Source organism: Pseudomonas putida S13.1.2 (genome assembly GCF_000498395.2).
Classification (GTDB): Bacteria; Pseudomonadota; Gammaproteobacteria; order Pseudomonadales; family Pseudomonadaceae; genus Aquipseudomonas; species Aquipseudomonas putida_Q.
The window spans coordinates 1,904,713-1,929,620 of the sequence record NZ_CP010979.1; the positions used below are offsets into that span (position 1 = coordinate 1,904,713).

Annotated in this window: 14 protein-coding genes and 5 pseudogenes; 5 read left to right on the plus strand and 14 right to left on the minus strand. The window is 56.9% G+C overall.

The genetic code is table 11. From position 1 onward, the window contains the following. Positions 1-11: 11 nt before the first annotated feature. The 13 genes and pseudogenes from N805_RS30965 to tssI all read right to left on the minus strand — a co-directional run bounded on the left by N805_RS30965 (position 12) and on the right by tssI (position 19,452). On the minus strand, positions 12-176 hold the full coding sequence (locus N805_RS30965) for a hypothetical protein (protein ID WP_019473536.1): 165 nt from the start codon (positions 174-176) through the stop codon (positions 12-14). 666 nt (positions 177-842) lie between these two features. After that, positions 843-2,101 (minus strand): annotated as a pseudogene (locus N805_RS08660) (type IV secretion protein Rhs); the annotation flags it as partial. A gap of 412 nt (positions 2,102-2,513) precedes the next feature. Next, positions 2,514-3,233, minus strand: coding sequence for a hypothetical protein (locus tag N805_RS08665; RefSeq protein ID WP_019473106.1), 720 nt, complete (start codon positions 3,231-3,233; stop codon positions 2,514-2,516). Between the two features lie 142 nt (positions 3,234-3,375). Next, a pseudogene (locus tag N805_RS08670) lies at positions 3,376-4,575 on the minus strand (DUF6531 domain-containing protein); the annotation flags it as partial. 42 nt (positions 4,576-4,617) lie between these two features. Continuing rightward, positions 4,618-5,271: an imm11 family protein gene (locus N805_RS08675; protein ID WP_033692680.1), complete on the minus strand. Its 654-nt coding sequence runs from the start codon at positions 5,269-5,271 to the stop codon at positions 4,618-4,620. Continuing rightward, positions 5,268-7,631, minus strand: a pseudogene (locus N805_RS08680) (RHS repeat-associated core domain-containing protein); the annotation flags it as partial. The gene N805_RS08675 and the pseudogene N805_RS08680, both read right to left, overlap by 4 nt. Before the next feature lie 235 nt (positions 7,632-7,866). Next, complete coding sequence (locus N805_RS08685; protein WP_019473964.1) at positions 7,867-8,481, minus strand: hypothetical protein; 615 nt, start codon at positions 8,479-8,481, stop codon at positions 7,867-7,869. A gap of 3 nt (positions 8,482-8,484) precedes the next feature. Then, a pseudogene (locus N805_RS08690) lies at positions 8,485-11,702 on the minus strand (RHS repeat-associated core domain-containing protein); the annotation flags it as partial. Between the two features lie 243 nt (positions 11,703-11,945). After that, on the minus strand, positions 11,946-12,293 hold the full coding sequence (locus N805_RS08695) for a hypothetical protein (RefSeq protein WP_019473983.1): 348 nt from the start codon (positions 12,291-12,293) through the stop codon (positions 11,946-11,948). A gap of 12 nt (positions 12,294-12,305) precedes the next feature. Continuing rightward, positions 12,306-16,499, minus strand: a complete 4,194-nt coding sequence (locus N805_RS08700; RefSeq protein ID WP_028613925.1) for an RHS repeat-associated core domain-containing protein — start codon at positions 16,497-16,499, stop codon at positions 12,306-12,308. 6 nt (positions 16,500-16,505) lie between these two features. Then, positions 16,506-16,970 carry a DcrB-related protein gene (locus N805_RS08705; protein WP_028613924.1) on the minus strand — a complete coding sequence of 155 codons (465 nt, stop codon included), beginning with the start codon at positions 16,968-16,970 and terminating at the stop codon, positions 16,506-16,508. Between the two features lie 33 nt (positions 16,971-17,003). Continuing rightward, positions 17,004-17,588 carry a DcrB-related protein gene (locus N805_RS08710; RefSeq protein ID WP_028613923.1) on the minus strand — a complete coding sequence of 195 codons (585 nt, stop codon included), beginning with the start codon at positions 17,586-17,588 and terminating at the stop codon, positions 17,004-17,006. Between the two features lie 10 nt (positions 17,589-17,598). Beyond that, complete coding sequence (gene tssI, locus N805_RS08715) at positions 17,599-19,452, minus strand: type VI secretion system tip protein TssI/VgrG (RefSeq protein WP_028613922.1); 1,854 nt, start codon at positions 19,450-19,452, stop codon at positions 17,599-17,601. Positions 19,453-19,719: 267 nt separating this feature from the next. On the opposite strand from tssI, the gene N805_RS08720 reads away from it, so the two are divergent. Further along, positions 19,720-20,745 (plus strand): hypothetical protein, encoded by a 1,026-nt coding sequence (locus tag N805_RS08720; protein ID WP_028613921.1) that lies wholly within the window; start codon positions 19,720-19,722, stop codon positions 20,743-20,745. A 50-nt stretch (positions 20,746-20,795) separates the two neighbouring features. Further along, positions 20,796-21,305, plus strand: a complete 510-nt coding sequence (locus tag N805_RS08725; RefSeq protein WP_033742562.1) for a hypothetical protein — start codon at positions 20,796-20,798, stop codon at positions 21,303-21,305. Between the two features lie 76 nt (positions 21,306-21,381). Here the strand turns inward: N805_RS08725 and N805_RS30500 are convergent. Further along, positions 21,382-21,587, minus strand: a pseudogene (locus tag N805_RS30500) (ADP-ribosylglycohydrolase family protein); the annotation flags it as partial. A gap of 441 nt (positions 21,588-22,028) precedes the next feature. On the opposite strand from N805_RS30500, the gene N805_RS08730 reads away from it, so the two are divergent. The 3 genes from N805_RS08730 (at position 22,029) to tssC (ending at position 24,899) form a co-directional block, all read left to right on the plus strand. Continuing rightward, positions 22,029-22,778: a hypothetical protein gene (locus N805_RS08730; RefSeq protein WP_028613919.1), complete on the plus strand. Its 750-nt coding sequence runs from the start codon at positions 22,029-22,031 to the stop codon at positions 22,776-22,778. Between the two features lie 64 nt (positions 22,779-22,842). Next, positions 22,843-23,382, plus strand: a complete 540-nt coding sequence (gene tssB / locus N805_RS08735; RefSeq protein WP_012272397.1) for a type VI secretion system contractile sheath small subunit — start codon at positions 22,843-22,845, stop codon at positions 23,380-23,382. 14 nt (positions 23,383-23,396) lie between these two features. Beyond that, on the plus strand, positions 23,397-24,899 hold the full coding sequence (gene tssC, locus N805_RS08740) for a type VI secretion system contractile sheath large subunit (RefSeq protein WP_016499529.1): 1,503 nt from the start codon (positions 23,397-23,399) through the stop codon (positions 24,897-24,899). Positions 24,900-24,908 lie beyond the last annotated feature (9 nt).

A 24,908-nucleotide genomic window follows, 5' to 3' on the forward strand; every position in this document is an offset into this window, starting at 1 on the left:
CTCATGTCACCTCAATACCCCAAAAGCAAATCATTGATATATTGCTGTAATTCCGGCTCCAATTTAGCGGCCTTATCTATCATGGCAGAACGAAACGCCGGACCAACAGAAACATCCCCCTTCTTGTACAGCTCCCACTCGGTGAAATACTTTGCCCCTTTTGAAGTATTTGCCACTTCACTCAATCCTTAGAAGTTCGGCTTCTAGTTTAGCACCTTTACTTGATTCTCGAAAGTCAACCGGGAAAGGCCCTACATCTCAGTAATTTTCTTCATGGGAACAATGTGATCCGCATGGAGAGGCTTCGTAACCTCAAGCCCGGGAAGCGCGGGGTCTTTCATGGGAAGAGTAACATCTTGATTCACAGCTTTTCGAATTGCAGCACTGGGAGTCTTACTCCTTAGCTCACCATATAGATCTGGTGAAACTTTATCAGACTTCGGAGGGAGAACCGGTTGTTTACAAGCTTGACGTTACCAAGGTTAGAGCCAAATCCCTGAGACTTAAACTCATATCGCGCATCGAGAGCTTTCCCACCTTCGCCACCAATACCACCCCCAAGAAGAGCACCACCCAAGCGAAAGATAGGTACCAATCGGTTGACCGATTCCAGCGCCAGTAGCTGCTCCCGCGCCAACCATCGCGGCTAGCGCTACAGCCCCAAGCCCGCCGCTCCCGATAACGGCAATACCTATGAGTACCGCGCCTGCACCAATTGCTAAGCCAGCAAGCAATCCACCTAAAGCGCTGGAGTGCTCGATTGGATCATCTAATCTAGCAGCAGCCGCAGTCATGCTGATTCGCCCTGTTCAGCATCCCTCTCGTTCGCGGGCAGATAGCGCACTGCCTACCAGCGAGCCAGTATCACGGCTACGCAACTGGCCGTTGGCTTCTATTTGTACTTGATCTCACCACGCAGCTTGTCGAGGGTGCGCACCAGTTCACCGGCCGGGTCGTACTGGTAACAGCGGTGGATCGGGTTGTACGCATGCTCCACCAGCAGCGACGTATTCACGCCAGTGTTGTGCACTTGCGAGAGCTTGTCAGCCGACAAGGTTGACGCAAACTGCCAGGCCTTGCGCCCCATGGCGTCATAACCGAAGCAGCTGGTGAGCTTGCCCTGGGTGCGGTACACCTCGCGGTGCAGGTCGTCTCGCTCCATGTCGCTGATCACCAGCCCGTCCAGGTTCAACTGGTGCAGGTGGCCGCTGCCGTAATACAGGTGATTGACCTTGCGCCCATCCGGCAGGGTCAGCGTGGTCAGGTTGCTGAGTGGGTCGTACTCGTAGCCAAGCGTTCCGGCGGGGGTGATTTCCTTCGTCAGCCGACCGAGCAGATCGTAGGCGTACTCAAGCTTTTCTTCCGTGATCCCAAGCTGCTTGCCGATCCCGGTCGGTTGCCGCTCGATGCTCAGCAACCGGTCACCGTCGTCATAGGTGAATCGCTGTTGTGCGTCGCTATTCAGTTTGGCGATCAGGCGACCAATGGCATCACGCTCGAACAGCGTATGGCGCTCTGGCCGCTCGGCATTCTCGCCATAGCCAATCTCATCCAGTCGCGTGAGATGGCCACCGACGTTGTAGCTGAAACGCCGGGTCAGGTTATCCACCCGCACTTCTTCGCTCAGCCGGTCCGACACGTCGTAGGCAAAGCTGTACGTGGCGTTGTTCTCGTTGACCAGCGCGGTCAGGCGAATGGCCTTGTCGTACTCGTAGCGAACCCGCTGGCCCTTGGCATCCTGGCGGCTGCTCGGCAGGCCGCAGGCGGTGCGCATCAGGCGGGTGGTCTGGCCCTTGCCGTCGGTGTGGCTGAGTACCTGGCCGTAGACGTTGTAGGTGAAGGTTTCGGTGGTGCCGTCCGGGTGGCTGATGCGCTGCACTTCGCCATCGGGCTTGCGTTCCAGCGTGGTGGTCTGGTTCAGCGCGTCCGTTACCGCCACCAGGTGCTGGCGCTCGTCATAGCGGTAGTACGTGCTCTTGCCCGAGCAGTCCTGATAACGCTCGACCTGGGCCAAGGTGTTCCACCACAGGTACTTGGACTTGTAGGTCGCATCAATGATGGTGTGCGGCAGGCCGTCATCGCTGTTCAGGTACTCGGTCATCTGGCCGAGGGCATCGATTTCGGCGAGCAGGTTACCCTTGTCGTCGTAGCGCGCCTGCCAGGTGCTGCCATCCGGGTAGCTGACTTTGGTCACCAGCGTGGTCGGGTGCCGATATTCGTAGGTGGTCTTGCGGCCCAGCGGGTCAGTCCCCTCGAGCAGGCGGGGGGTGTCCTTCCAGTAACTAAAGACTGAAGCTGGCAACTTAGTCTTTAGTACCCAGTTTATAAGTCACATCAGACCGACCAGAGTTCATCATGAATGAGCACCATTTCCAGGATCATCTGAAACCAGGATGAATCGTCTGCCCTTCAGCACTCAGCACTGCTTGCCTAGAAATTTCGCCGTGCTGCTGCGCGAAATTTGTTCGTGGCACCCCTGTAGATTTGAGATCAAGAGATACAGAAAATATAAATCAGGCAAACACGAAAGCCTTAACCGTAACGATCAGATCATCCAGCGAAAGCACGTGCTCGTCCCGCCGATCCTTTATCAAAACATACACATCTGCACTAGGAGAAATAACCTCTACGACTTGGTCAGACCAGTTTGTAATCTCAATAAAGCCGTCTGAAACGCCATTGATATTATCAATCTCTCTAAGCAGGCTTGACCACTGAAAATAGGCACCAGCCTCGTCAGTTCCACCGCCCGTTCTGGGATTATCAAAATAGACGCGCAGTTTAGGGTGCTTTTCTCTATGCCAGTTCAGGACCGGAATGTAGTGCAAACGCAACTCCCTAAAATCCTCCACTGACTCGCGACCAGAAAACTCACACCTATAAATTGGCAGGCATAAAAAAAGACTGCTTCTATCGATACCTTCTATGCCTTTCAAATAGCCATGATAGGTGGGTGGAACCACCATTATGTGCGTAAAGTTTGCTGTCACGCCCTTGAGTCCCAATACCGTCGGGGCAAATAAATTTAAATTTGACGAGACGGAGCCTATAACATCAATCGCTAGCTGATCGACTAGCTCGTCCTGACAAACCACAATCAAATCTTGGAACCCGGAAGACCTCAACCAATAATTATACGTATAATCTCGCATTTTATCTTGAAAGAAATATATATTACCAGGAAGTACCTCCACACTATCGCACTCTTCAAGCAAGTCATTTTTCGATATCATAAAAGTCATCCCTATTCGTAATTCGGCCCAACATCTTGCCGATATCTAATCCCAGAAGCGCCCATCTTAGCACTCTCTGAACTGTTAGCTGAGCGTAATTTTAGACTTATATTTTGAGTATTATTATATAAATCATTTCTTACGGGTAGCTGACTTTGGTCACCAGCGTGGTCAGGTGGTGGTACTCGTACTGGATCTTGCGCCCCAGTGGATCGGTTTCTTCCAGCAGGCGGGCGTATTCATCGTACTTGAAGGCGAGCCGGTTGCCGTCTGGCAGGCCCAGGCCGACCATGTTGCCGTGCTCGTCCAGCTCGATGGTGTAACGCTCGCCACCGTAGTCGCGGCTGGCGACCACGCGGTGGTCGGCGTTGTACTGCACTTGCAGCTCACGGCCGAGCACGTCGGTGGCGCAGCTGGTGCGGCTGTCGAGGTCGTAGCGGAAGTGGTAATGCTCGCCGTCGCTGGTCCAGTGCTCGACCACGCGCGGCTTGTCGCCCAGGGTTTGCCAACGGTAGTGGCAGCCCAGGCCCAGGGCGTTGCTGTGGGTCACCATCAGGCCGTCGGCGTAGCTGAAGCTGCGCACGGTGTCGCCGTTGCGGTTGATCACCGCGCTCAGTTGGCCGTGTTCGTCGTAGCGGTACTGGGTGAGCGTTTCCACCGCTTCGTTGTTCACCACGCGCTTGATGTCGGTCAGGCGGCCCAGCGGGTTGTCGTAGTGCAAGTGCACGCGGGTGCCGCCGGTGGCGCTGATGTCAGTCAGCGTGCCGTCGGGTGTGCGGGTGAAGTGCAGGAAGTGGCCGAGGGCGTTCTCGATGCGTTGCAGCGGCACTTCGGTGTTGGTGTCGGGCACTTCGCCGAAGTAGAAGAACAGGTTGTCTAGGGTCTGCAGGATGTAGTGGCCGCCCTCGGTGCACACCAGGTACACCTGCTCATGCGGGTTGTAGATCCGTTCGCCCGGTTGCAGAGTCACGAACGGGACTTCGCGGCCTTGGTTGTCGGTGAGGTAGATGAATGCACCCTGGCGGCGCAGGCTCTGCTCCCAGGGCAGCACCCAGCCGCGGCCGAGTACGCTGTCGACCGACAGGTCGCTGGCGTAGAAGCGCGACCACTCGATCGGCATCAGGCCCGGCAAGCTGAAGTCGATTTCATCGGGGATCAGCTTGCGGCCCGTGGTGAGGTCGACCGGGTTGCCGACCAGGCCGCCGATCGCCTTGCGGGCCACGGGTTCGACCACGTAGCGGCTGGCCACTTCACCGGCGACGAAGCCGGCAGTGAACTTTAGCGCGCAAGGCATGATGGCTTTCATGCCGGCTTGGGTACCGGCCTTGGTCAACTGGGTTAATATTTAGTAGATAGTTTATAAATCACCATGCATCAATAGCAATTAGAGCTCATCAAGCTCCGCCCATGGATCATACTTATAGAAACTATCCACCTTGCCAAACGAAATCCCCTTTAAATCACTTGCCGCCAACAAGAACCGCTCACTACAAAATAACTCCAGCGTCTCTTGGCAACGAAAAATATCACTTTTTACAGATTTAGAAACAACAAACAAATCTATTTTATCAATACTCACTGAGCCAGGGTAAAGCGGACTATTTATTATGAGGCCGCTCTCAATATCTTTTGACACTTCGTATATGGAGCGCTCTTTATCCATCGCCGCCAAGCTTTCGCCCGGAAGAAAAATAAAAAATTCACCCTGTCTTATTTTGTTTCCAGATTTCAAGTCAAAGGGAACAGCCCTGTACTTGGCACCCACACTATCGCAAACGTCTAAGAATTTTTTTGAAACATATATAGCGCCGACCTGATAAAAATCGAAATCTAAACTTCCAAAATCCAAATCCAAATCCAAATCCAAACTCGTCAACTCAAGACTATAGTGATGCTTTATATCCAACTTTTCAGGATTCGATTCATAGGGATCCCATTCGAATTTCTGGCAATTGAAAAAACCTGCCATGCTCACAGGACATCCTGCCTCCGTCGAGTTATAGCTGATAACATAGTAATTCTCTTCATTCTCACTCATAGCAAGCGCCCCGTAATCGCATCCACTACAAACCTGTTGGCTTCAAGCCCTTCTCTCGCGAAGTTTTGGATTTTACCAATACCTAACACCAACTGAGTATCAGATAGCTTCCCAGCCTCAAACATTTTACTTAAATTTGAAACCTTCGACTCAATCACGTCCGTGTACTTTCCGTGATTTGACCAATGACCCGCAAGATTAATTTTTTGCGTCAAACCTTTGCTACCCGGCAGGAAAATCCAATTTGACGCTCCATCACCATTAAATCCAACCAATTTAAGCCGCTCAAACATATTTGCGTATTGCGGGTTGCTTAGTATTTCTTCTGGAATAAGGTGATGGTTTGCCATTCCATCACCTTTTCTAGCTCCCATATTTTTCCCCAGATTCGTGGAACACCACCCTAAAGGGTCAATTTCTTGAACGGGGTTAGTAGCATACAAATAAGTATTAGTACCACCAGCCAATCCTATCGGATCATGCGATATAAACCTTCCGATTTCAGAGTCGTAGAATCTAAACGTATTGTAATGTAAGCAAGTTTCATGATCGAAGTACTGACCCTGAAAGCGTAAGTTCTGCTCAACCTCACTAACAGCCAGTTGCTCTACAGCCCCCCAAGAACGGTAAGTAGCCTGCCAAACAATCTCACCCTCGCTATCCGTCAACTCCAGCGGCGTACCAATCTGGTCAGTATGGAAGTAATAAAGCTTCTGCTCCTCCCCTTCCACCTGATCGACGCGCGCTAACGGCGCATAGCTACCCGGCTCGTACAGGTACAGGATGTTCTGTCCAGGCGTTTCCTCCCGCAGCATCCTTAGCCCTTGCCAGAGGAAGCGCTTCTGTTCGACCTCACCGTCGATCTCAGCCCGCTTGGCCACCCGCCGCCCCAAGCTGTCATACCGGTACTGCCCAGTGCTTCCCAGTCTGTCACCGACATACGTTTCAGCTTTAACCAGCCGGTTCTCGCAGTCATAACTAAAGCTCTGCAGCTTGCTGTGCCCAGAGCGCTTCTCGATCAGGTTGCCCCACGGGTCGTAGCGGTACTCCTGGTCCCGCCACTGTTTGATCCGGTTGTCCTTGACCTTGTCGAACTGCCGCGCATTGAAGTCCAGGCGGTTAGCCGCCGGGTCGTAGCGGAACTCTTCACTGCCTACCAGCGAGCCGGTATCACGGCTACGCAACTGGCCGTTGGCTTCATATTCGTACTTGATCTCACCACGCAGCTTGTCGAGGGTGCGCACCAGTTCACCGGCCGGGTCGTACTGGTAACGGCGGTGAATCGGGTTGTACGCATGCTCCACCAGCAGCGACGTATTCACGCCAGTGTTGTGCACCTGCGAAAGCTTGTCGGCCGACAAGGTTGACGCAAACTGCCAGGCCTTGCGCCCCATGGCGTCATAACCGAAGCAACTGGTGAGCTCGCCTTGGGTCCGGTACACCTCGCGGTGCAGGTCATCGCGCTCCATGTCGCTGATCACCAGCCCGTCCAGGTTCAACTGGTGCAGGTGGCCGCTGCCGTAGTACAGGTGATTGACCTTGCGCCCATCCGGCAGGTTCAGCGTGGTCAGGTTGCTGAGTGGGTCGTACTCGTAGCCGAGCGTGCCGTCAGGGGTGATTTCTTGGGTCAGACGGCCGAGCAGGTCGTAGGTGTATTCAAGCTTTTCTTCCGTGATCCCAAGCTGCTTGCCGATCCCGGTCGGTTGCCGCTCGATGCTCAGCAGCCGGTCGCCGTCGTCGTACGCGAATGTCTGGCTCGCATCACGGTTGATCTTGGCGATCAGCCGGCCAATGGCATCACGCTCGAACAGCGTATGGCGCTCTGGCCGTTCGGCATTTTCGCCATAGCCAATCTCATCCAGTCGCGTGAGATGGCCACCGACGTTGTAGCTGAAACGCCGGGTCAGGTTATCTACCCGCACTTCTTCGCTCAGCCGGTCCGACACGTCGTAGGCAAAGCTGTACGTGGCGTTGTTCTCGTTGACCAGCGCGGTCAGGCGAATGGCCTTGTCGTACTCGTAGCGAACCCGCTGGCCCTTGGCAGCCTGGCGGCTGCTCGGCAGGCCGCGGCCGGTGCGCATCAGGCGGGTGGTCTGGCCCTTGCCGTCGGTGTGGCTGAGTACCTGGCCGTAGACGTTGTAGGTGAAGGTTTCGGTGGTGCCGTCCGGGTGGCTGATGCGCTGCACTTCGCCGTCGGGCTTGCGTTCCAGCGTGGTGGTCTGGTTCAGCGCGTCCGTTACCGCGACCAGGTGCTGGCGCTCATCATAGCGGTACCAGGTGCTCTTGCCCGAGCAGTCCTGAAAACGCTCGACCTGGGCCAGGGTGTTCCACCACAGGTACTTGGACTTGTAGGACGCATCGAGGAAGGAGTAGGGCAGGTTGTGTTTTCTGTAACAGTAATCGTGAGCATGTCGAGTGAATACAGATCTTGCAGGTGGAGAATTGTGAAGATAACTGGCAAAGAAATTGCCCTCCTCGCTTCGACTGAAACATACGTTTCAGCCGTGAATAGCCAGTTTTTTAAAGATCAACTATCAAGTGCATTAGCGGCTGAACACGTAAACAGCACACTTCAAAACATTCGCTACAAAAGCACTACAGGAGTCCGTCGAGCAGCGGAATATCGTAGGCCTTGTCCTTTACAATTTTCTTTGAGGTCATCGCTTCTTTTATTTTAACATCATTCCCAGCCACGCCCCCCAACTTAGCAGCACAATGTATCAATACAGCAGGATATGAGTATTCATCTGGAGACAAAACAATATCACTTATAGTCCTATCAGTTGGCACGATAGCAGCTAGCATTTTGGGAACATAAAACTCCTCCAGAACAATCCGAATATGACTACAAACCTCATCCACCAGAGCATTAGGCGGTGTTTTTATAGCCCCATCCCCCCCGCCACTAAACCGCTTACTGTGCTCACCTGACGAAATGAAAGAAAAACAGCCATCATTAAATAAATTACTTTTGTAAGGAGGGCTGAATTTTGACGCGCACTCAAAAAGCTCCCCCCCGGAAACTATCCCGGCAAGCACATAAGAATCTACGCGCGCAAGGTGATCCAAGAAAAGTTCAGCCACATTCTTTTTATTATACTTAAATTTTAATTTATTCTTTACGGCCATCACGCCTTCAAACCTTGAGGCAACTACCTTTAGCTCTTTAAGCAAAGCAGCTTCAAAATGCAACCGATCCTCTGAACTCATAATTCACCCATATTTAAGGACGTTAAATATCGCATCATGCACGGCTCCTTTACCACCAAGCAATTTGCCGCGCGCACTTTTAGTATCAACTTTCAGCTTAGCCGCAGTACCGTTGGATGGCTTAATGGTCCCACCCCCAAGGTGCTGCGTAGTATTTGCAGGATTGCTCATGTCAAATACACCTGCGGCTTTTTGGTTTTTAGTAAGCGAACCTGCGCCATGCTTTACTTCGAACACATGCAAATTCCCCTGAGCATCTCTAGCAACGAAATCCGCTCTAACCCTACTTCCATTAACCTTCATGGTAACTTCTTCGGCAACGATCTTAAAGCCGTTACGCTCTAAGTCGTGCATCGCCTTTGATCGTCCCTTCTCACCACTAGCGGCGCTTTTGCACAAGCCTAATGGATCAATCCAGGTCAACGCACTTGGTGCATACTCATAGAGATTATACCCGCCCTGAAGGCTTATCGGATCCTGCGTAATAAATCGCCCTGTCTCAGGATCATAATATCTGAATAGACTATAATGCAGCCCTGTTTCGCCATCAAAGTATTGGCCTTGGAAGCGCAGATCCTGCTCAACCTTACTAACGGGCAGTTGCTCTACCGCCCCCCACGAGCGATACGTTGCCTGCCAAACAATCTCACCCTCGCTATCCGTCAGCTCCAACGGCGTACCAATCTGATCGGTATGGAAGTAATAGACCTTCTGCCCTTCCCCTTCAACCCGATCAACCCGCGCCAACGGCGCATAGCTTCCCGGCTCGTACAGGTACAGGATGTTCTGTCCAGGCGTTTCCTCCCGCAGCATCCTTAGCCCTTGCCAGAGGAAGCGCTTCTGTTCGACCTCACCGTTGATCTCAGCCTGCTTGGCCACCCGCCGCCCAAGGCTGTCGTACCGGTACTCGCCTCGGCTTTCCAGCTTGCCGTTAACCAACGTCTCCGCCCGCACCAGCCGGTTCTCGCAGTCATAGCTAAAGCTCTGCTGCTTGCTGTGCCCAGAGCGCTTCTCGATCAGGTTGCCCCACGGGTCGTAGCGATACTCCTGGTCCCGCCACTGTTTGATCCGGTTGTCCTTGACCTTGTCGAACTGCCGCGCATTGAAGTCCAGGCGGTTAGCCGCCGGGTCGTAGCGGAACTCTTCACTGCCTACCAGCGAGCCGGTATCACGGCTACGCAACTGGCCGTTGGCTTCATATTCGTATTTGATCTCGCCACGCAGCTTGTCGAGGGTGCGCACCAGTTCACCGGCCGGGTCGTACTGGTAACGGCGGTGAATCGGGTTGTACGCATGCTCCACCAGCAGCGAGGTATTCACGCCAGTGTTATGCACCTGCGAGAGCTTGTCAGCCGACAAGGTTGACGCAAACTGCCAGGCCTTGCGCCCCATGGCGTCATAACCGAAGCAGCTGGTGAGCTTGCCCTGCGTGCGGTACACCTCGCGGTGCAGGTCGTCACGCTCCATGTCGCTGATCACCAGCCCGTCCAGGTTCAACTGGTGCAGGTGGCCGCTGCCGTAGTACAGGTGATTGACCTTGCGCCCATCCGGTAACGTTAGCGTGGTCAGGTTGCTGAGTGGGTCGTACTCATAGCCGAGCGTGCCGTCAGGGGTGATTTCTTGGGTCAGCCGGCCGAGCAGATCGTAGGCGTACTCAAGCTTTTCTTCCGTGATCCCAAGCTGCTTGCCGATCCCGGTCGGTTGCCGCCCGATGCTCAGCAGGCGGTCGCCGTCGTCGTACGCGAATGTCTGGCTCGTATCACGGTTGATCTTGGCGATCAGGCGGCCAATGGCATCACGCTCAAAGAGCGTATGGCGCTCTGGCCGTTCGGCATTCTCGCCATAGCCAATCTCATCCAGTCGCGTGAGATGGCCACCGACGTTGTAGCTGAAACGCCGGGTCAGGTTATCCACCCGCACTTCTTCGCTCAGCCGGTCCGACACGTCGTAGGCAAAGCTGTACGTGGCGTTGTTTTCGTTGACCAGCGCGGTCAGGCGAATGGCCTTGTCGTACTCGTAGCGAACCCGCTGGCCCTTGGCATCCTGGCGGCTGCTCGGCAGGCCGCGGGCCGTGCGCATCAGGCGGGTGGTTTGGCCCTTGCCGTCGGTGTGGCTGAGTACCTGGCCGTAGACGTTGTAGGTAAAGGTTTCGGTGGTGCCGTCCGGGTGGCTGATGCGCTGCACTTCGCCGTCGGGCTTGCGTTCCAGCGTGGTGGTCTGGTTGAGCGCGTCCGTTACCGCGACCAGGTGCTGGCGCTCGTCATAGCGGTAGTACGTGCTCTTGCCCGAGCAGTCCTGATAACGCTCGACCTGGGCCAGGGTGTTCCACCACAGGTACTTGGACTTGTAGGTCGCGTCGATGATGGTGTGCGGCAGGCCGTCATCGCTGTTCAGGTACTCGGTCATCTGGCCGAGGGCATCGATTTCGGCGAGCAGGTTGCCCTTGTCGTCGTAGCGCGCCTGCCAGGTGCTGCCATCCGGGTAGCTGACTTTGGTCACCAGCGTGGTCAGGTGGTGGTACTCGTACTGGATCTTGCGCCCCAGTGGATCGGTTTCTTGCAGCAGGCGGGCGTATTCATCGTACTTGAAGGCGAGCCGGATGCCGTCTGGCAGGTCAAGGCCGACCATGTTGCCGTGCTCGTCCAGCTCGATGGCGTAACGTTCGCCACCGTAGTCGCGGCTGGCGACCACGCGGTGGTCGGCGTTGTACTGCACTTGCAGCTCACGGCCGAGCACGTCGGTGGCGCAGCTGGTGCGGCTGTCGAGGTCGTAGCGGAAGTGGTAATGCTCGCCGTCACTGGTCCAGTGTTCGACCACGCGCGGCTTGTCGCCCAGGGTTTGCCAACGGTAGTGGCAGCCCAGCCCCAGGGCGTTGCTGTGGGTCACCATCAGGCCGTTGGCGTAGCTGAAGCTGCGCACGGTGTCGCCGTTGCGGTTGATCACCGCGCTCAGCTGGCCGTGTTCGTCGTAGCGGTACTGGGTGAGCGTTTCGACCGCCTCATTGTTGACCACGCGCTTGATGTCGGTCAGGCGCCCCAGCGGGTTGTCGTAGTGCAAGTGCACGCGGGTGCCGCCGGTGGCGCTGATGTCGGTCAGCGTGCCGTCGGGCGTGCGGGTGAAGTGCAGGAAGTGGCCGAGGGCGTTCTCGATGCGTTGCAGCGGCACTTCGGTGTTGGTGTCCGGCACTTCTCTAGATTGTCGAGGGTTTGCAGGAGGTAATGAGCCACCTTGGATACAGGCCCGCACAATCACCTATACACGTTTAGCGAACGTGACTTTTGACAATGACAAAAATAATTATATTAACTAAGGCGGCTTCATTCCAGCCGCTCGACAGTATCGGCTAACGGAAAAATAGTTGAAGCTGGCACCCCAACTATTTTCAATAGCTTTTTTAACATCTATTTTTCAACAATGTCACATAAGAACAAAAACCGAAGCCAGACTAAAAAAGCCTCAAAAAATCAATCGTAAACACCATCTTGCTGAGATTTTTCGATAAATATATCCTGCAAGTCACCCTGAATATCTTCACCATCTAATTTTACAACAAAATCGCCCTCAAGGTCATCCGGAAAATGGACACCATCCAACGTCCCAAGCACTACAGAAGCGCTGTCTGCGATAACGATTTTAAAAAAGTTAATGATATCATGTTTTTGAGTATCATCTAGCGATGCTAGAGCATTACGCGCACGAGCATATGAGTCCTTATCTCCGTTGACGGGCTTAGTAAGAGAATTTTTATATTGAGGGAAGTTTTTCTCAAACAATTCGGAATAAATAGCATCAACAAATTTATTATCACCCATAAATTTCTCCCTCTACTTCCGCATTTCTGGATACATAGATTTATTCAGAGCGATTAGCTCCTGTAGCTTTTCATTCGGCACTTCGGGATAAACACGCCTAAGTTCTCTAATGTCGCGCGCAACCACATCACGAGCACTAGTAAAAGGGAGTCCTGTCCTGGGATTTATACTACTTCTAGACACAATTCCTACACCTTCTTTAGAAACTGTATGTCCTACTCGGGGTACCAGCATAGCAGGCCCTGTAGCAGGATCGTAGCCCTCGACAAGGTCTTTCATCAAATTTTTCTGCCCAACATGATGTGAGTCTAGGCCTAGATTCTTCCCTTTAACTGCATTTTTGTTTGCCTGATGGGTACTAACATCCCACTTATCACACGCTAGCCCTAATGAGTCTATCCAGGACTGAGTGTTTTTCGCATACTGATAAAGATTATCACCACCAAACAAACCAACAGGATCTTGTGTTACAAATCTCCCCAATGCCGGATCATAATAACGAAAAGTGTTGTAATGCAGCGCAGTCTCGCGGTCGAAGTACTGTCCCTGGAATCTTAGATTTTGCTCTACCCCATTGACCGTTAGCTGCTCTATCTCCCCCCAAGAACGATACGTCGCCTGCCAAACGATCTTGCCATCGGTATCGGTCAACTCCAAAGGCGTGCCAATCTGATCCGTATGGAAGTAATAGACCTTCTGCCCTTCCCCTTCAACCTGATCAACCCGCGCCAACGGCGCATAGCTTCCCGGCTCGTACAGGTACAGAATGTTCTGTCCAGGCGTCTCCTCACGCAGCATCCTCAGCCCCTGCCAGAGGAAGCGCTTCTGTTCGACCTCACCGTTGATCTCAGCCTGCTTGGCCACCCGCCGCCCAAGGCTGTCGTACCGGTACTCGCCTCGGCTTTCCAGCTTGCCGTTAACCAACGTCTCCGCCCGCACAAGCCGGTTCTCGCAGTCATAACTAAAGCTCTGCAGCTTGCTGTACCCAGAGCGCTTCTCGATCAGGTTGCCCCACGGGTCGTAGCGGTACTCCTGGTCCCGCCACTGTTTGATCCGGTTGTCCTTGACTTTGTCGAACTGCCGCGCATTGAAGTCCAACCGGTTGGCTGCCGGGTCGTAGCGGAACTCTTCACTGCCTACCAGCGAGCCGGTATCACGGCTACGCAACTGGCCGTTGGCTTCATATTCGTATTTGATCTCGCCACGCAGCTTGTCGAGGGTGCGCACCAGTTCACCGGCCGGGTCGTACTGGTAACGGCGGTGAATCGGGTTGTACGCATGCTCCACCAGCAGCGAGGTATTCACGCCAGTGTTATGCACCTGCGAGAGCTTGTCAGCCGACAAGGTTGACGCAAACTGCCACGCCTTGCGCCCCATGGCGTCATAACCGAAGCAACTGGTGAGCTTGCCTTGGGTGCGGTACACCTCGCGGTGCAGGTCATCGCGCTCCATGTCACTGATCAGCAGCCCGTCCAGGTTCAACTGGTGCAGGTGGCCGCTGCCGTAGTACAGGTGATTGACCTTGCGGCCATCCGGCAGGGTCAGCGTGGTCAGGTTGCTGAGTGGGTCGTACTCGTAGCCGAGCGTGCCGTCAGGGCTGATTTCTTTGGTCAGCCGACCGAGCAGATCGTAGGCGTACTCAAGCTTTTCTTCCGTGATCCCAAGCTGCTTGCCGATCCCGGTCGGTTGCCGCTCGATGCTCAGCAACCGGTCACCGTCGTCATAGGTGAATCGCTGTTGTGCGTCGCTATTCAGTTTGGCGATCAGCCGGCCAATGGCATCACGCTCGAACAGCGTATGGCGCTCTGGCCGCTCGGCATTCTCGCCATAGCCAATCTCATCCACTCGTGTGAGATGGCCACCGACGTTGTAGCTGAAGCGCCGGGTCAGGTTATCCACCCGTACTTCTTCGCTCAGCCGGTCCGACACGTCGTAGGCAAAGCTGTACGTGGCGTTGTTCTCGTTGACCAGCGCGGTCAGGCGAATGGCCTTGTCGTACTCGTAGCGAACCCGCTGGCCCTTGGCATCCTGGCGGCTGCTCGGCAGGCCGCGGGCGGTGCGCATCAGGCGGGTGGTCTGGCCCTTGCCGTCGGTGTGGCTGAGTACCTGGCCGTAGACGTTGTAGGTGAAGGTTTCGGTGGTGCCGTCCGGGTGGCTGATGCGCTGCACTTCGCCGTCGGGCTTGCGTTCCAGCGTGGTGGTCTGGTTCAGCGCGTCCGTTACCGCGACCAGGTGCTGGCGCTCGTCATAGCGGTAGTACGTACTCTTGCCCGAGCAGTCCTGAAAACGCTCGACCTGGGCCAGGGTGTTCCACCACAGGTACTTGGACTTGTAGGTCGCATCAATGATGGTGTGCGGCAGGCCGTCATCGCTGTTCAGGTACTCGGTCATCTGGCCGAGGGCATCGATTTCGGCGAGCAGGTTGCCCTTGTCGTCGTAGCGCGCCTGCCAGGTGCTGCCATCCGGGTAGCTGACTTTGGTCACCAGCGTGGTCAGGTGGTGGTACTCGTACTGGATCTTGCGCCCCAGTGGATCGGTTTCTTCCAGCAGGCGGGCGTATTCATCGTACTTGAAGGCGAGCCGGTTGCCGTCTGGCAGGCCCAGGCCGACCATGTTGCCGTGCTCGTCCAGCTCGATGGTGTAACGCTCGCCACCGTAGTCGCGGCTGGCGACCACGCGGTGGTCGGCGTTGTACTGCACTTGCAGCTCACGGCCGAGCACGTCGGTGGCGCAGCTGGTGCGGCTGTCGAGGTCGTAGCGGAAGTGGTAATGCTCGCCGTCACTGGTCCAGTGTTCGACCACGCGCGGCTTGTCGCCCAGGGTTTGCCAACGGTAGTGGCAGCCCAGCCCCAGGGCGTTGCTGTGGGTCACCATCAGGCCGTTGGCGTAGCTGAAGCTGCGCACGGTGTCGCCGTTGCGGTTGATCACCGCGCTCAGCTGGCCGTGTTCGTCGTAGCGGTACTGGGTGAGCGTTTCGACCGCCTCATTGTTGACCACGCGCTTGATGTCGGTCAGGCGCCCCAGCGGGTTGTCGTAGTGCAAGTGCACGCGGGTGCCGCCGGTGGCGCTGATGTCAGTCAGCATGCCGTCGGGTGTGCGGGTGAAGTGCAGGAAGTGGCCGAGGGCGTTCTCGATGCGTTGCAGCGGCACTTCGGTGTTGGTGTCGGGCACTTCGCCGAAGTAGAAGAACAGGTTGTCGAGGGTCTGCAGGATGTAATGGCCACCCTCGGTGCACACCAGGTACACCTGCTCATGCGGGTTGTAGATTCGTTCGCCCGGTTGCAGGGTCACGAACGGGACTTCGCGGCCTTGGTTGTCGGTGAGGTAGATGAATGCACCCTGGCGGCGCAGGCTCTGCTCCCAGGGCAGCACCCAGCCGCGACCGAGCACGCTGTCGACCGTCAGGTCGCTGGCGTAGAAGCGCGACCACTCGATCGGCATCAGTCCCGGCAGGCTGAAGTCGATTTCATCGGGGATCAGCTTGCGGCCCGTGGTGAGATCGACCGGGTTGCCGACCAGGCCGCCGATCGCCTTGCGGGCCACGGGTTCGACCACGTAGCGGCTGGCCACTTCACCGGCGACGAAGCCGGCAGTGAACTTTAGCGCGCAAGGCATGATGGCTTTCATGCCGGCTTGGGTACCGGCCTTGATCAGCTGGGCAATACCGCCTGCGGCACCGGCGATGGCCATCAGCACATCCACGGTGGTGCGCAGCCATTCCGGGACTTCATCGTCCACGGGCAGGTAGCGGTGGGTGCCGCCGCCGATGATGACGTTGTCAGAACCACCGGAAATGGTCGCGCCGCAGGTCAGCTTGTCGCCCTTGCGCGCAGCGGCCACGCTGTTGATGAACACATTGGTCGAGCCTTCGGCAATTTGCACCGGCCCCGGGTGTTTGTCGCAGGCGCCAATGCTTTTTTCAACACGCGCAGCCTTGCGGCTGTTGATGAATACATTGGGTGAGGCAGTGGTTATCGTCCCTGAAGGGGACGAGAACATACTGCCTATCGCCTCTCCGGCAGCGGTCAGCAAGCTGCCTCCAATACCAGCTGCAAGGCCGGCCAGCAACGCCACGCCAAACCCGCAGGTGAACGTGGCGATCGCCACCGTGGCAACCAGTGCGATACCCAGGGCGGCGCCGATCAGGAAGCCCCCCAACGCGCTGGTGTGCGATATCTCGTCGCCGAACCTGGCCGCTTCGAACATGAGGGGTTACTCCTGTTCGCCGGGCTCGGAACGGCTTACGGGCGTGCGCGGAGTGAAGCTCGCCAGCAGGTTGTCCCAGTCCTGGTTCTGTTCGGCACTGAAATCGGCCTGTGCAGTGGTGGAGAAGATCAGCGCACGGCCAGGGCTGATGATGAAGGCCGCCTGGCGCTGGTAAAGCGGGCGGCCTTGGTTCATGTAATAGGCGTCGATCTGAATACCAGCAATGGGTGCGGTAGCAGAAAGCGCGACGGCCTTGTTGCCCAAACGGGTGTAGCCACGCAGCTTGGAGGTCAGCATCTTGACCTGGCGATCGACATAGGCCTGCAGGGCTTCGTCTGGCAGCAAGGTGTCACGCGAGATGGTGATGCTCAACGGCGCGGGAACACTGGCACCCAAGACGAACATGTTGACCGTGCGGTCCTCGAACCCTGCTGGCAGCGCTATGCCGCCTTCCTGCAACTCGTAATCCATGCGATGAAAATTCCTGATAACAAAAAATGGGGGTCAGCTCAGCGCGAAGCCATCGAGCATGCGGTCAAACTCGGCCAGCCACTGGCTCAGGCCCGGCTTGCTGGGGTCGATTACGCATGAGATATCCAGCCATTGCAGTGACTCGCTGCCGGCGATGGGCACCAGCGCGCCGACCAGGCGACCATGACGGGGCTCGTGGCCGGCATTGAAGTGAAAATCCACCACTTTGGCGGGGTTGCCGACCAGGTGGCAGTCACGTTTGCGAATCACGCGCAGTTGCGGGCTCATTTCGCGCAAGGCCTCGATTGCACGCTCGAACAATTGCTCCAGCGGCTGCCTGGCGCGTACATCACGGCGGCGGATGCTGAGGCTGACTGGCTCGCCTTCATGCTCAAGGGTGGTCTGGATATCGCGGAAACGAAAGCCAACTGGAAATTGCAGGTTGAAACCCGCGAAGGTGAAACCGCTGGCCACATCCTGCAGCACTGCCGGCACGGGTTCCGGTGTGGGCACAGGTTCGGGCACATGAGCAGCTTCTGCCAGCTTGGCCAGGCGCGCTGCCTCCTCTTGCGCTTCGCGCCTGGCGGAGATGCGGTCGTAGATCGAGGGCTTGTACATGTACCTTGCCTCAGTCGTTGATCCGCACTGCGGCGCCAGTGATTTGGGTGGTGTCGGTACTGGTGGTCACGATGACTTTGCCTTTGATCTCGATGCCTTCCGGGGTCAGCGTGATGCTGCTGTCGCCCACCTGCAGGATGATGTGCTGCTTGGCGGCCACCTGGATGAACTGGTTGTCGACCTGCAGGGTGTAAGAACCTTCGGTCACTTGCACCACGGTGTCTTTCTTGACCGTTTCGGTGTGCGTACCGCCAACCGTAATCGAGCGGTTGTTCCCTACATCATGGGTCTCATCCAGCTCGATTTCGGTATCCATGTTGCGCTCGGCATGCATGATGATCTGCTCGGCGCCGGCCTTGTCTTCGAAGCGGAAGAAGTTGGCGGTACCGCCGTCGCCCTTCATCGAACGCGTCAAGAACCCACTCTGGGTCTTGTTCGCCGGCAGCGACCATGGCGGGGTGTTGGTGCTGTTGTACAGGCTGCCCATGATCAGCGGCCGGTCGGGGTTGCCGTCGAGGAACACCACAACCACTTCGTCGCCTATGCGTGGGATCTGGATGCTGCCGAAGCCGCCGCTGGCGCCAGACTGGGTGACGCGTACCCAGCAGGAGCTCTGATCATTGAATTCACCGTTACGATCCCAGTGGAACTGTAACTTCACCCGCCCCAGCTCATCGGTGTAGATCTCTTCGCCGTGTGGACCGACCACAATGGCAGTCTGCGGGCCGCTGATACCCGCCCTTGGGGTGCGCAATGCGGGGCGGAACGGGATTTTACGGCGGATGCAGCTAAAGCTGTTGCGGTAGCCCGCTTCGCCATCGTTGGCATAGTTGTTCTGTCCCCAATGGGTGACGGAAAGCAGCAGAAACTGGCGATCGTCCGGGGCGTCGTTGTCGTGATCGTAATGCTGGCTCAGCTCGAAGTAATGGCCAGGTTCCATGGCGCGGCAATTACTCTCGCCATGGAAGGTCTTGCCGTCGACTTCCATCGCCTCCAGCCGACGACGAGCCTTGCGCATGCCTTCATCGGAATCGGCATAGCCGTAGAGGCCTTCATATTCGAAGACCTCGTACTGGCCTACCTCACCCTGCTGGTTGACCGAGTTCAGCTGCACCAGATGCGGGTTACCGGGTTGCTTGTAGTCGAAGGACTTGAGGGTCAGGCGGGTTGGCTGCATCCGTCGCGCCGACGACCACGCCGTGATCGAGTCGGCGGTTTCGGTGACCGAAGCACTGTGGTAGCGGATCAGCGGCTGGCGCTCCAGCTGCGGAAGCATGCTGCTGTCATCGCTGATGATCATGCGATGGCCTTCCTGGGAGTGCTCGAAGGTGAAGAACAGCCCTTCCTGCTCGAGCAGGCGCAGCACGAAATTCAGGTCCGATTCCTGATACTGCGTGCAGTAGCTGATTGGCTTGAGCGGCTGGCTCAGACGGAACTCATGCTCGGCCAGGGACAGGTAGTAATCGAAAACTTCCTTGACGATCTGCTCGGTGGTCTTGTCCTGGAAGATGCGCGAGTCGCGGCGACGGCTGAGAATCCAGATCCAAGGCACCAGTTCAGCGGTGTAGTTGGCAATGCCGCCATCAGCACCGGTGTGCACGAAGTCCGACACGTGCGCACTGATGTACCTTGTGGTGCCGTCGGCCAAGGCAATCCCCAACGTGACCTTCTTGCCGATAAGCTTCTTCAGTTCGATGCGAGCGTCTTGCGAAATGAGGTGTGCCTGGAAACTGAACAACTCCGAAATCGCCTCGCGGCCGCTGAAGCTGAGGAGTTGCAGTTCTTGCTCGGGAGGCAGTGGAGAATCGAAGGTGAACAGGCGTTGATGCTGGGTGAGCATCGACTCGAGGGCATCCGTAATCATATCAATGCATCCTGCATCAAGCTGGAAATCTCACAATGAAAACGCGCTTGGCTGAGGCTGTCAAATGATGGCGATAAGCCAGAGCAACTCACATCGAGGACAAAAGCCGCGTGCAACTGGTGCATCATGGGCCGGTGTATCAGTCGACACTTTCTTGATTAATTACATCGAAATATGTCCTCCGGTTTGATCTGCTGGAGGTCTGGAGTGTAGGCTCCCTACGCCTCGCCATGAGGCAGTAGATCGCGACTATCAGGGAGAATCGCCATGAGCGTGAGCGAAAGCCAACTCAGCCAACTGGACCGGGAGATGGACCAGAATCACCGGGAAATGGTGATCATGTCGATAGAAGACTTCCACGCACAGGCCCAGTTAGCCCAGCAGGCACATGGCGCCACGCAGCCTCCGCAAGTGTGTACTCGCACGCAGGGTGACCTTCTGACCGGTACCTGGAACGGCGTGAAATCCACCTACAATGGCCTGCCCCACACCTTCGTCAACACTACTTGGGGCGTGCCTACGGCCATGGCAGCCTGGGACGCGAAAAACATCGTCGGTTTCATTCGTGACATGAACGGGATGGGCACGAAAGTACGCTACACCGTGCGCAATGGTAAGCAGTACGTGATTCTCACCGGCTACCCAGGCCTGCGCAAAACGCTCAATGCAACACGCTATGGTGTTCAGAACGCCAAGTTGGTCAGCATGGGCATCGGCAAATACGGCGTGCGCGGCTCTTCCATCAAGGGCTTCAAGCTCTCGTGCTATGTGGCGGTAGCCATCGAAGTCGCAGAGTGGGTGTTTGGCGACGAGCACATCATGAGCGACCTGTTTGGCGGCATTGGGGTGGAGTTGATCAAGGCTGGCATCGCTTCGGCGCTCGGCTACGCCGCAGCGCTGGCTGCTGGCGCACTGTTCACGGCAGCCGCAGCACCGGTCATCGCCGGTGCGCTGGTCGTTTTTGCAGTGGGCCTTGGGCTTAATGCACTGGACAACCACTTCGGCATCAAGAACGCAGTGAAGGCCGGCCTGCGCTATGCCGTGGATCATATCGAGGCAATCCACAAGACCATCACCGAGATCAAGCCAGCCGACCTGCGTCGCTATGCTGAAGAAACGGCTACCAACATCGCAGGCAGAATTGCCGACGAGCTTTACGATGAAGCCAAGTCGTGGATCATCCGCAAAGTGCGCCCCGACGGGATCGACCTGCCAAACTGGCCAAGCGCACCCCGCCTGCCATCGATGCCTTCATTGCCATCGCTGCCCACGTTCAACCTGCCCAAGTTCTGAAAATGACTACACACTCTTCACAGATATCACCCGGGCTATCGCCTCTCAAGATCAGGTTGCTGGCTGTTGGCATGATTGCCGCAATGCTGCTGGTTGGCGCCATTTCCGTTTATGCTTACCTCAACTACCTGTTCCCGCTCTACGGCAGGCTCCTGCGCGGGGCCCCAGTGGTCGAGACGCCGTATCTCGCATTTGGCCTGCTCATGGCTCCGCCGGCACTGGCCATTCTGCTGGTGGGCAGCGCGATTTGCGCCTGGACGGGTAAAAAGTTCGACCCTCCTCCTGCCTCACGGCTACACCGTTTCCAGACTCAGATGTTCGGGTTGTCACTGAAGACACTGCTTTATGTCGTTCCAGCAGTGATGATTCTGACAACCGTGGCGTTGCTGGCCAGAGGCTATTCGCCCTGCCCGAAACTGTTGATATCAGGTTCTGCCTGGCAGTTGTTCTGGGTCAACGATGACCGGGTCTGCTTTAAACCGGATCACTACATAAATGACAATTGGCCCTGCAAAGTCATCAATGGCAAGGATGTTTGTATTCAGGTCGATGGCCGCTGAGCCGGTGACTTTTGCTGTTCGGGTCATCAACCAATAATGCCTGGGGGCGTGCCCCCCTGGGCCAACCCGAAAAGACACCTTGTTGCGATCTTTCGAACAGCCGCGTCGCCAGCGCCCTGATGTGTTGCGACCAGGCGACCTTGGCCACCCCTCAGGCGGCATCCCGGCAACACCATACAGCGCCCCCGCAATCTGCCCCGCCGTCGCTGCCACGCTGTCAGCATCATCGGCAAGATTGGCAGCCAGCAGGATTGCATCCCTGAAGTTGTCCGTGTGCCCAACGGGTGGACGCTTGATAACACCCTTTCGGCGCGGCACATTTCGTCGCACTGCCATCATCCTGACGTGCCCCGTCAAAACCTCTGGGAGAACACGGTCCGCGCAAAAATGAGACCGGATTCACTTTTTGTAAAAAACTTCTGCAAATAATTTTTCTCACGCTCATACCCGTCGCACACCCACGTTTTGGGGCTTGAACCCCCATTTTTCGCGCCTGAACCCGTTTGTCAATATCACGGCGCCATCATTGCGTCACATCACAAAACGGGGAAAAAATCGCCACCCAAGCGGAACTTCTTCCGCAGCGAGGTGCCCTACTCGGCATTGCTGGCAACACGATATTCATGTGCCAGCACTCAAGTTTTCCGCCGTCGAGAGGCGCAATTTCAGGTCCACGCCACTGGCGTTTCAGGACGATCAAGCAGGCACACGGACGATGCACCGATGACACAGACATTCGATGTCGAAGCACTGATCAAGCTGCGTAGCCAGACGCGGGCGATCTCCGATGCGCTGAAGGCGCAGGCGGCGGATTACCTTGCCACCGTGGCACCGCTGATCCGTCCGCAAACCCTGTTTGGCGAATACCTGCAAGGCGCCCAGCGCAGCAGCGGGCGCGAAACCCAGGGCCACTTCCAGGCCCTGGTCGAACTCTACGAGCGTATCGGCTCGGCCGCGCCGTTCCAGCTGGTCACCGAGCTGGAAGTACCGCTGAACCTGATCAGCACCACCCCCGAACTGTTCCCGCTGGAATACGACAAGGTCCTCGAACAGAGCGGCCAGACCATCCGTATCACCAGCCCAACCCGCTGGGTAGTGGGCTTCCACGCCTTCGACCTGGCGCGGTTTCGCAATGTCATCAAAGACCCCAACCGCAGCAGCGCCGAGCTGTACCGCTTCGTGGTGCACTACCTCGTGCTGTTCTACTGCCTGAGCAAGTCGCCTGGCCTTGGCCGGCTGTTCGAAGGCCTGCGCTACGGGCTGAGCTTCGAACGCCTCAAAGGCTTTGGCGACCTGCCGTTCTGCGTCATCAGCTCGCCGGTGCGCTCGGAACTTCCCGACGATTCGGTCATCCGTAGCAGCACGCAAATTGCCGGCAACACCAGCTTCGAAGAACTGGTGGGCCGCGACAACATTCTGGAAATGAACGACGACATCCGTCAGCGCCTGCTGCTGACGATCGAAGGACTGTAACCCGCAGTGCCCCACACCGGGCCGCGCAATGATTCGCAGCGAACTGCTAGCACTGGAGAACACGATGGCGAAGAAGGAAAGCACCCAGCACAAACTCGACCGCGTCCGCGCGCCGCGGGTCCATATCACCTACGACGTGGACATCGGCGATGCCATCGAGAAAAAGGAGCTGCCCTTCGTCGTCGGCGTACTGGGCGACTTTTCCGGCAACCCGCTGGAGCCGCTGCCCAAGCTCAAGGACCGCAAGTTCGTCTTCATCGACCGGGACAACTTCAACGGTGTGCTCAAGGGCATCAAGCCACGCCTGACCTACCGGGTCGACAACACCCTGGCCAAGAACGGCACCCAGCTGGGCGTGGAGCTGAACTTCAACAGCCTTGAAGACTTCGAGCCACAGAACGTGGTCAAGCAGGTCGAGCCGCTGCGCAAGCTGCTTGAAGTGCGCAACAAACTGGCCGACCTGCGCAACAAGATGGGCGGCAACGACAAGCTCGAAGAGCTGCTGATGGACGTGCTGCAGAACACCGAAAAACTCAAGACCCTGGGCAAGGAATTCGGCCGTGAAGCCGAAGTGAAAGACCCATCCAGCAGCGATCGCGCCTGAGCAGGAGCCCGAACATGACCGACAAGCAAACCGCACCGCAACAGGCCGGCGAACTGGTCGAAGTAGAAAACTTCGCGCCACAGCCCTCACTGCTTGACAGCATCATTTCGCAAAGCCGCGTGGCCCGTTCCGACACCGAGCGCAACCGCACCCGCGACCTGATTGGCGAATTGGTGAACCAGGTGCTCGAAGGTGAGATGACGCCGAGCAAAGACCTGATCGCCGTGCTCGACTCGCGTATCGCCGAGATCGATTCGATGCTCTCCGAGCAGATGAACGAGATCATGCACGCCCGCGAGTTCCAGCAGCTGGAAGCCTCCTGGCGCGGCCTGAAATACCAGGTAGACCAGACCGAAACCAGCACCACGCTGAAGATCCACCTGCTCAACGCCTCGAAGAAAGACCTGGTACGCGACCTGAAGGCCGCCAGCGAATTCGACCAGAGCGCGCTGTTCAAGAAAGTCTACGAAGAAGAGTACGGCACTTTCGGTGGCGCGCCGTTCGGTATGCTGATCGGTGACTACGAGTTCAACCGCAACCCCGAAGACATGTACCTGCTGGAAGAGATCTCGCACGTGGCAGCGTCGGCGCATGCACCGTTCATCTCCGCCGCCTCCCCCGAGCTGTTTGGCTGGGACTCGTTCACCGAGATGTCCGGCCCGCGTGACCTGGCAAATCTCTTCGACACCGTCGAGTACGCCAAGTGGAAGTCGTTCCGCGCCTCGGAAGACTCACGCTACGTCGGCCTCACCCTGCCCCACGTGCTCGGCCGCCTGCCATATGGCCCTGATACCACGCCGGTGGAAGAATTCAACTTCGTCGAAAGCGTCGACGGCCGCGACCACAACAAGTACTTGTGGATGAACGCCGCCTATGCCCTCGGCACCCGCGTCACCGATGCCTTCGCCCGCTACGGCTGGTGCGTGGCCATCCGCGGCGTAGAAGGTGGCGGCCTGGTCGAAGGCTTGCCAACCCATACCTTCAAGACCGACGACGGCGAAATCGCCCTCAAGTGCCCGACCGAGATCGCCATCACCGACCGCCGCGAAAAAGAGCTGTCGGACCTGGGCTTCATTCCCTTGGTGCACTGCAAGGGCACCGACTATGCCGCGTTCTTCGGCACCCAGTCGGCGCAGAAGCAAAAGCAATACAACACCGACATCGCCAACGCCAACGCACGCCTGTCGGCCCAGCTGCAGTACATCTTCGCCACTTCGCGCATCGCCCACTACATGAAGGCAATCATGCGCGACAAGATCGGCAGCTTCGCCTCACGCATGGACGTGGAGCGTTTCCTCAACCAGTGGCTGGCCAGCTACGTGCTGCTGGACGACACCGCCAGCCAGGAGGCCAAGGCCAAGTTCCCGCTGCGCGAAGCCCGCGCCGAGGTGTTCGAGGTACCAGGCAAGCCAGGCGTGTACAAGGCCGTAACCTACCTGCGCCCGCACTACCAGCTCGACGAACTGACCGCCTCGCTGCGCCTGGTCGCCGAACTGCCTCAAGGGGCGCGCGGCTGACAGCCGGTG

Bases quoted from the DNA above. Each gene is read 5' to 3' on its own strand.
- N805_RS08695 (WP_019473983.1), bottom strand. From the start codon at position 12,293: ATGGGTGATAATAAATTTGTTGATGCTATTTATTCCGAATTGTTTGAG.
- N805_RS08710 (WP_028613923.1), bottom strand. From the start codon at position 17,588: ATGTACAAGCCCTCGATCTACGACCGCATCTCCGCCAGGCGCGAAGCG.
- tssI (WP_028613922.1), bottom strand. From the start codon at position 19,452: ATGATTACGGATGCCCTCGAGTCGATGCTCACCCAGCATCAACGCCTG.
- N805_RS08685 (WP_019473964.1), bottom strand. From the start codon at position 8,481: ATGAGTTCAGAGGATCGGTTGCATTTTGAAGCTGCTTTGCTTAAAGAG.
- N805_RS08720 (WP_028613921.1), top strand. From the start codon at position 19,720: ATGAGCGTGAGCGAAAGCCAACTCAGCCAACTGGACCGGGAGATGGAC.
- tssC (WP_016499529.1), top strand. From the start codon at position 23,397: ATGACCGACAAGCAAACCGCACCGCAACAGGCCGGCGAACTGGTCGAA.
- tssB (WP_012272397.1), top strand. From the start codon at position 22,843: ATGGCGAAGAAGGAAAGCACCCAGCACAAACTCGACCGCGTCCGCGCG.
- N805_RS08675 (WP_033692680.1), bottom strand. From the start codon at position 5,271: ATGAGTGAGAATGAAGAGAATTACTATGTTATCAGCTATAACTCGACG.
- N805_RS08705 (WP_028613924.1), bottom strand. From the start codon at position 16,970: ATGGATTACGAGTTGCAGGAAGGCGGCATAGCGCTGCCAGCAGGGTTC.
- N805_RS08700 (WP_028613925.1), bottom strand. From the start codon at position 16,499: ATGTTCGAAGCGGCCAGGTTCGGCGACGAGATATCGCACACCAGCGCG.
- N805_RS08665 (WP_019473106.1), bottom strand. From the start codon at position 3,233: ATGATATCGAAAAATGACTTGCTTGAAGAGTGCGATAGTGTGGAGGTA.
- N805_RS08730 (WP_028613919.1), top strand. From the start codon at position 22,029: ATGACACAGACATTCGATGTCGAAGCACTGATCAAGCTGCGTAGCCAG.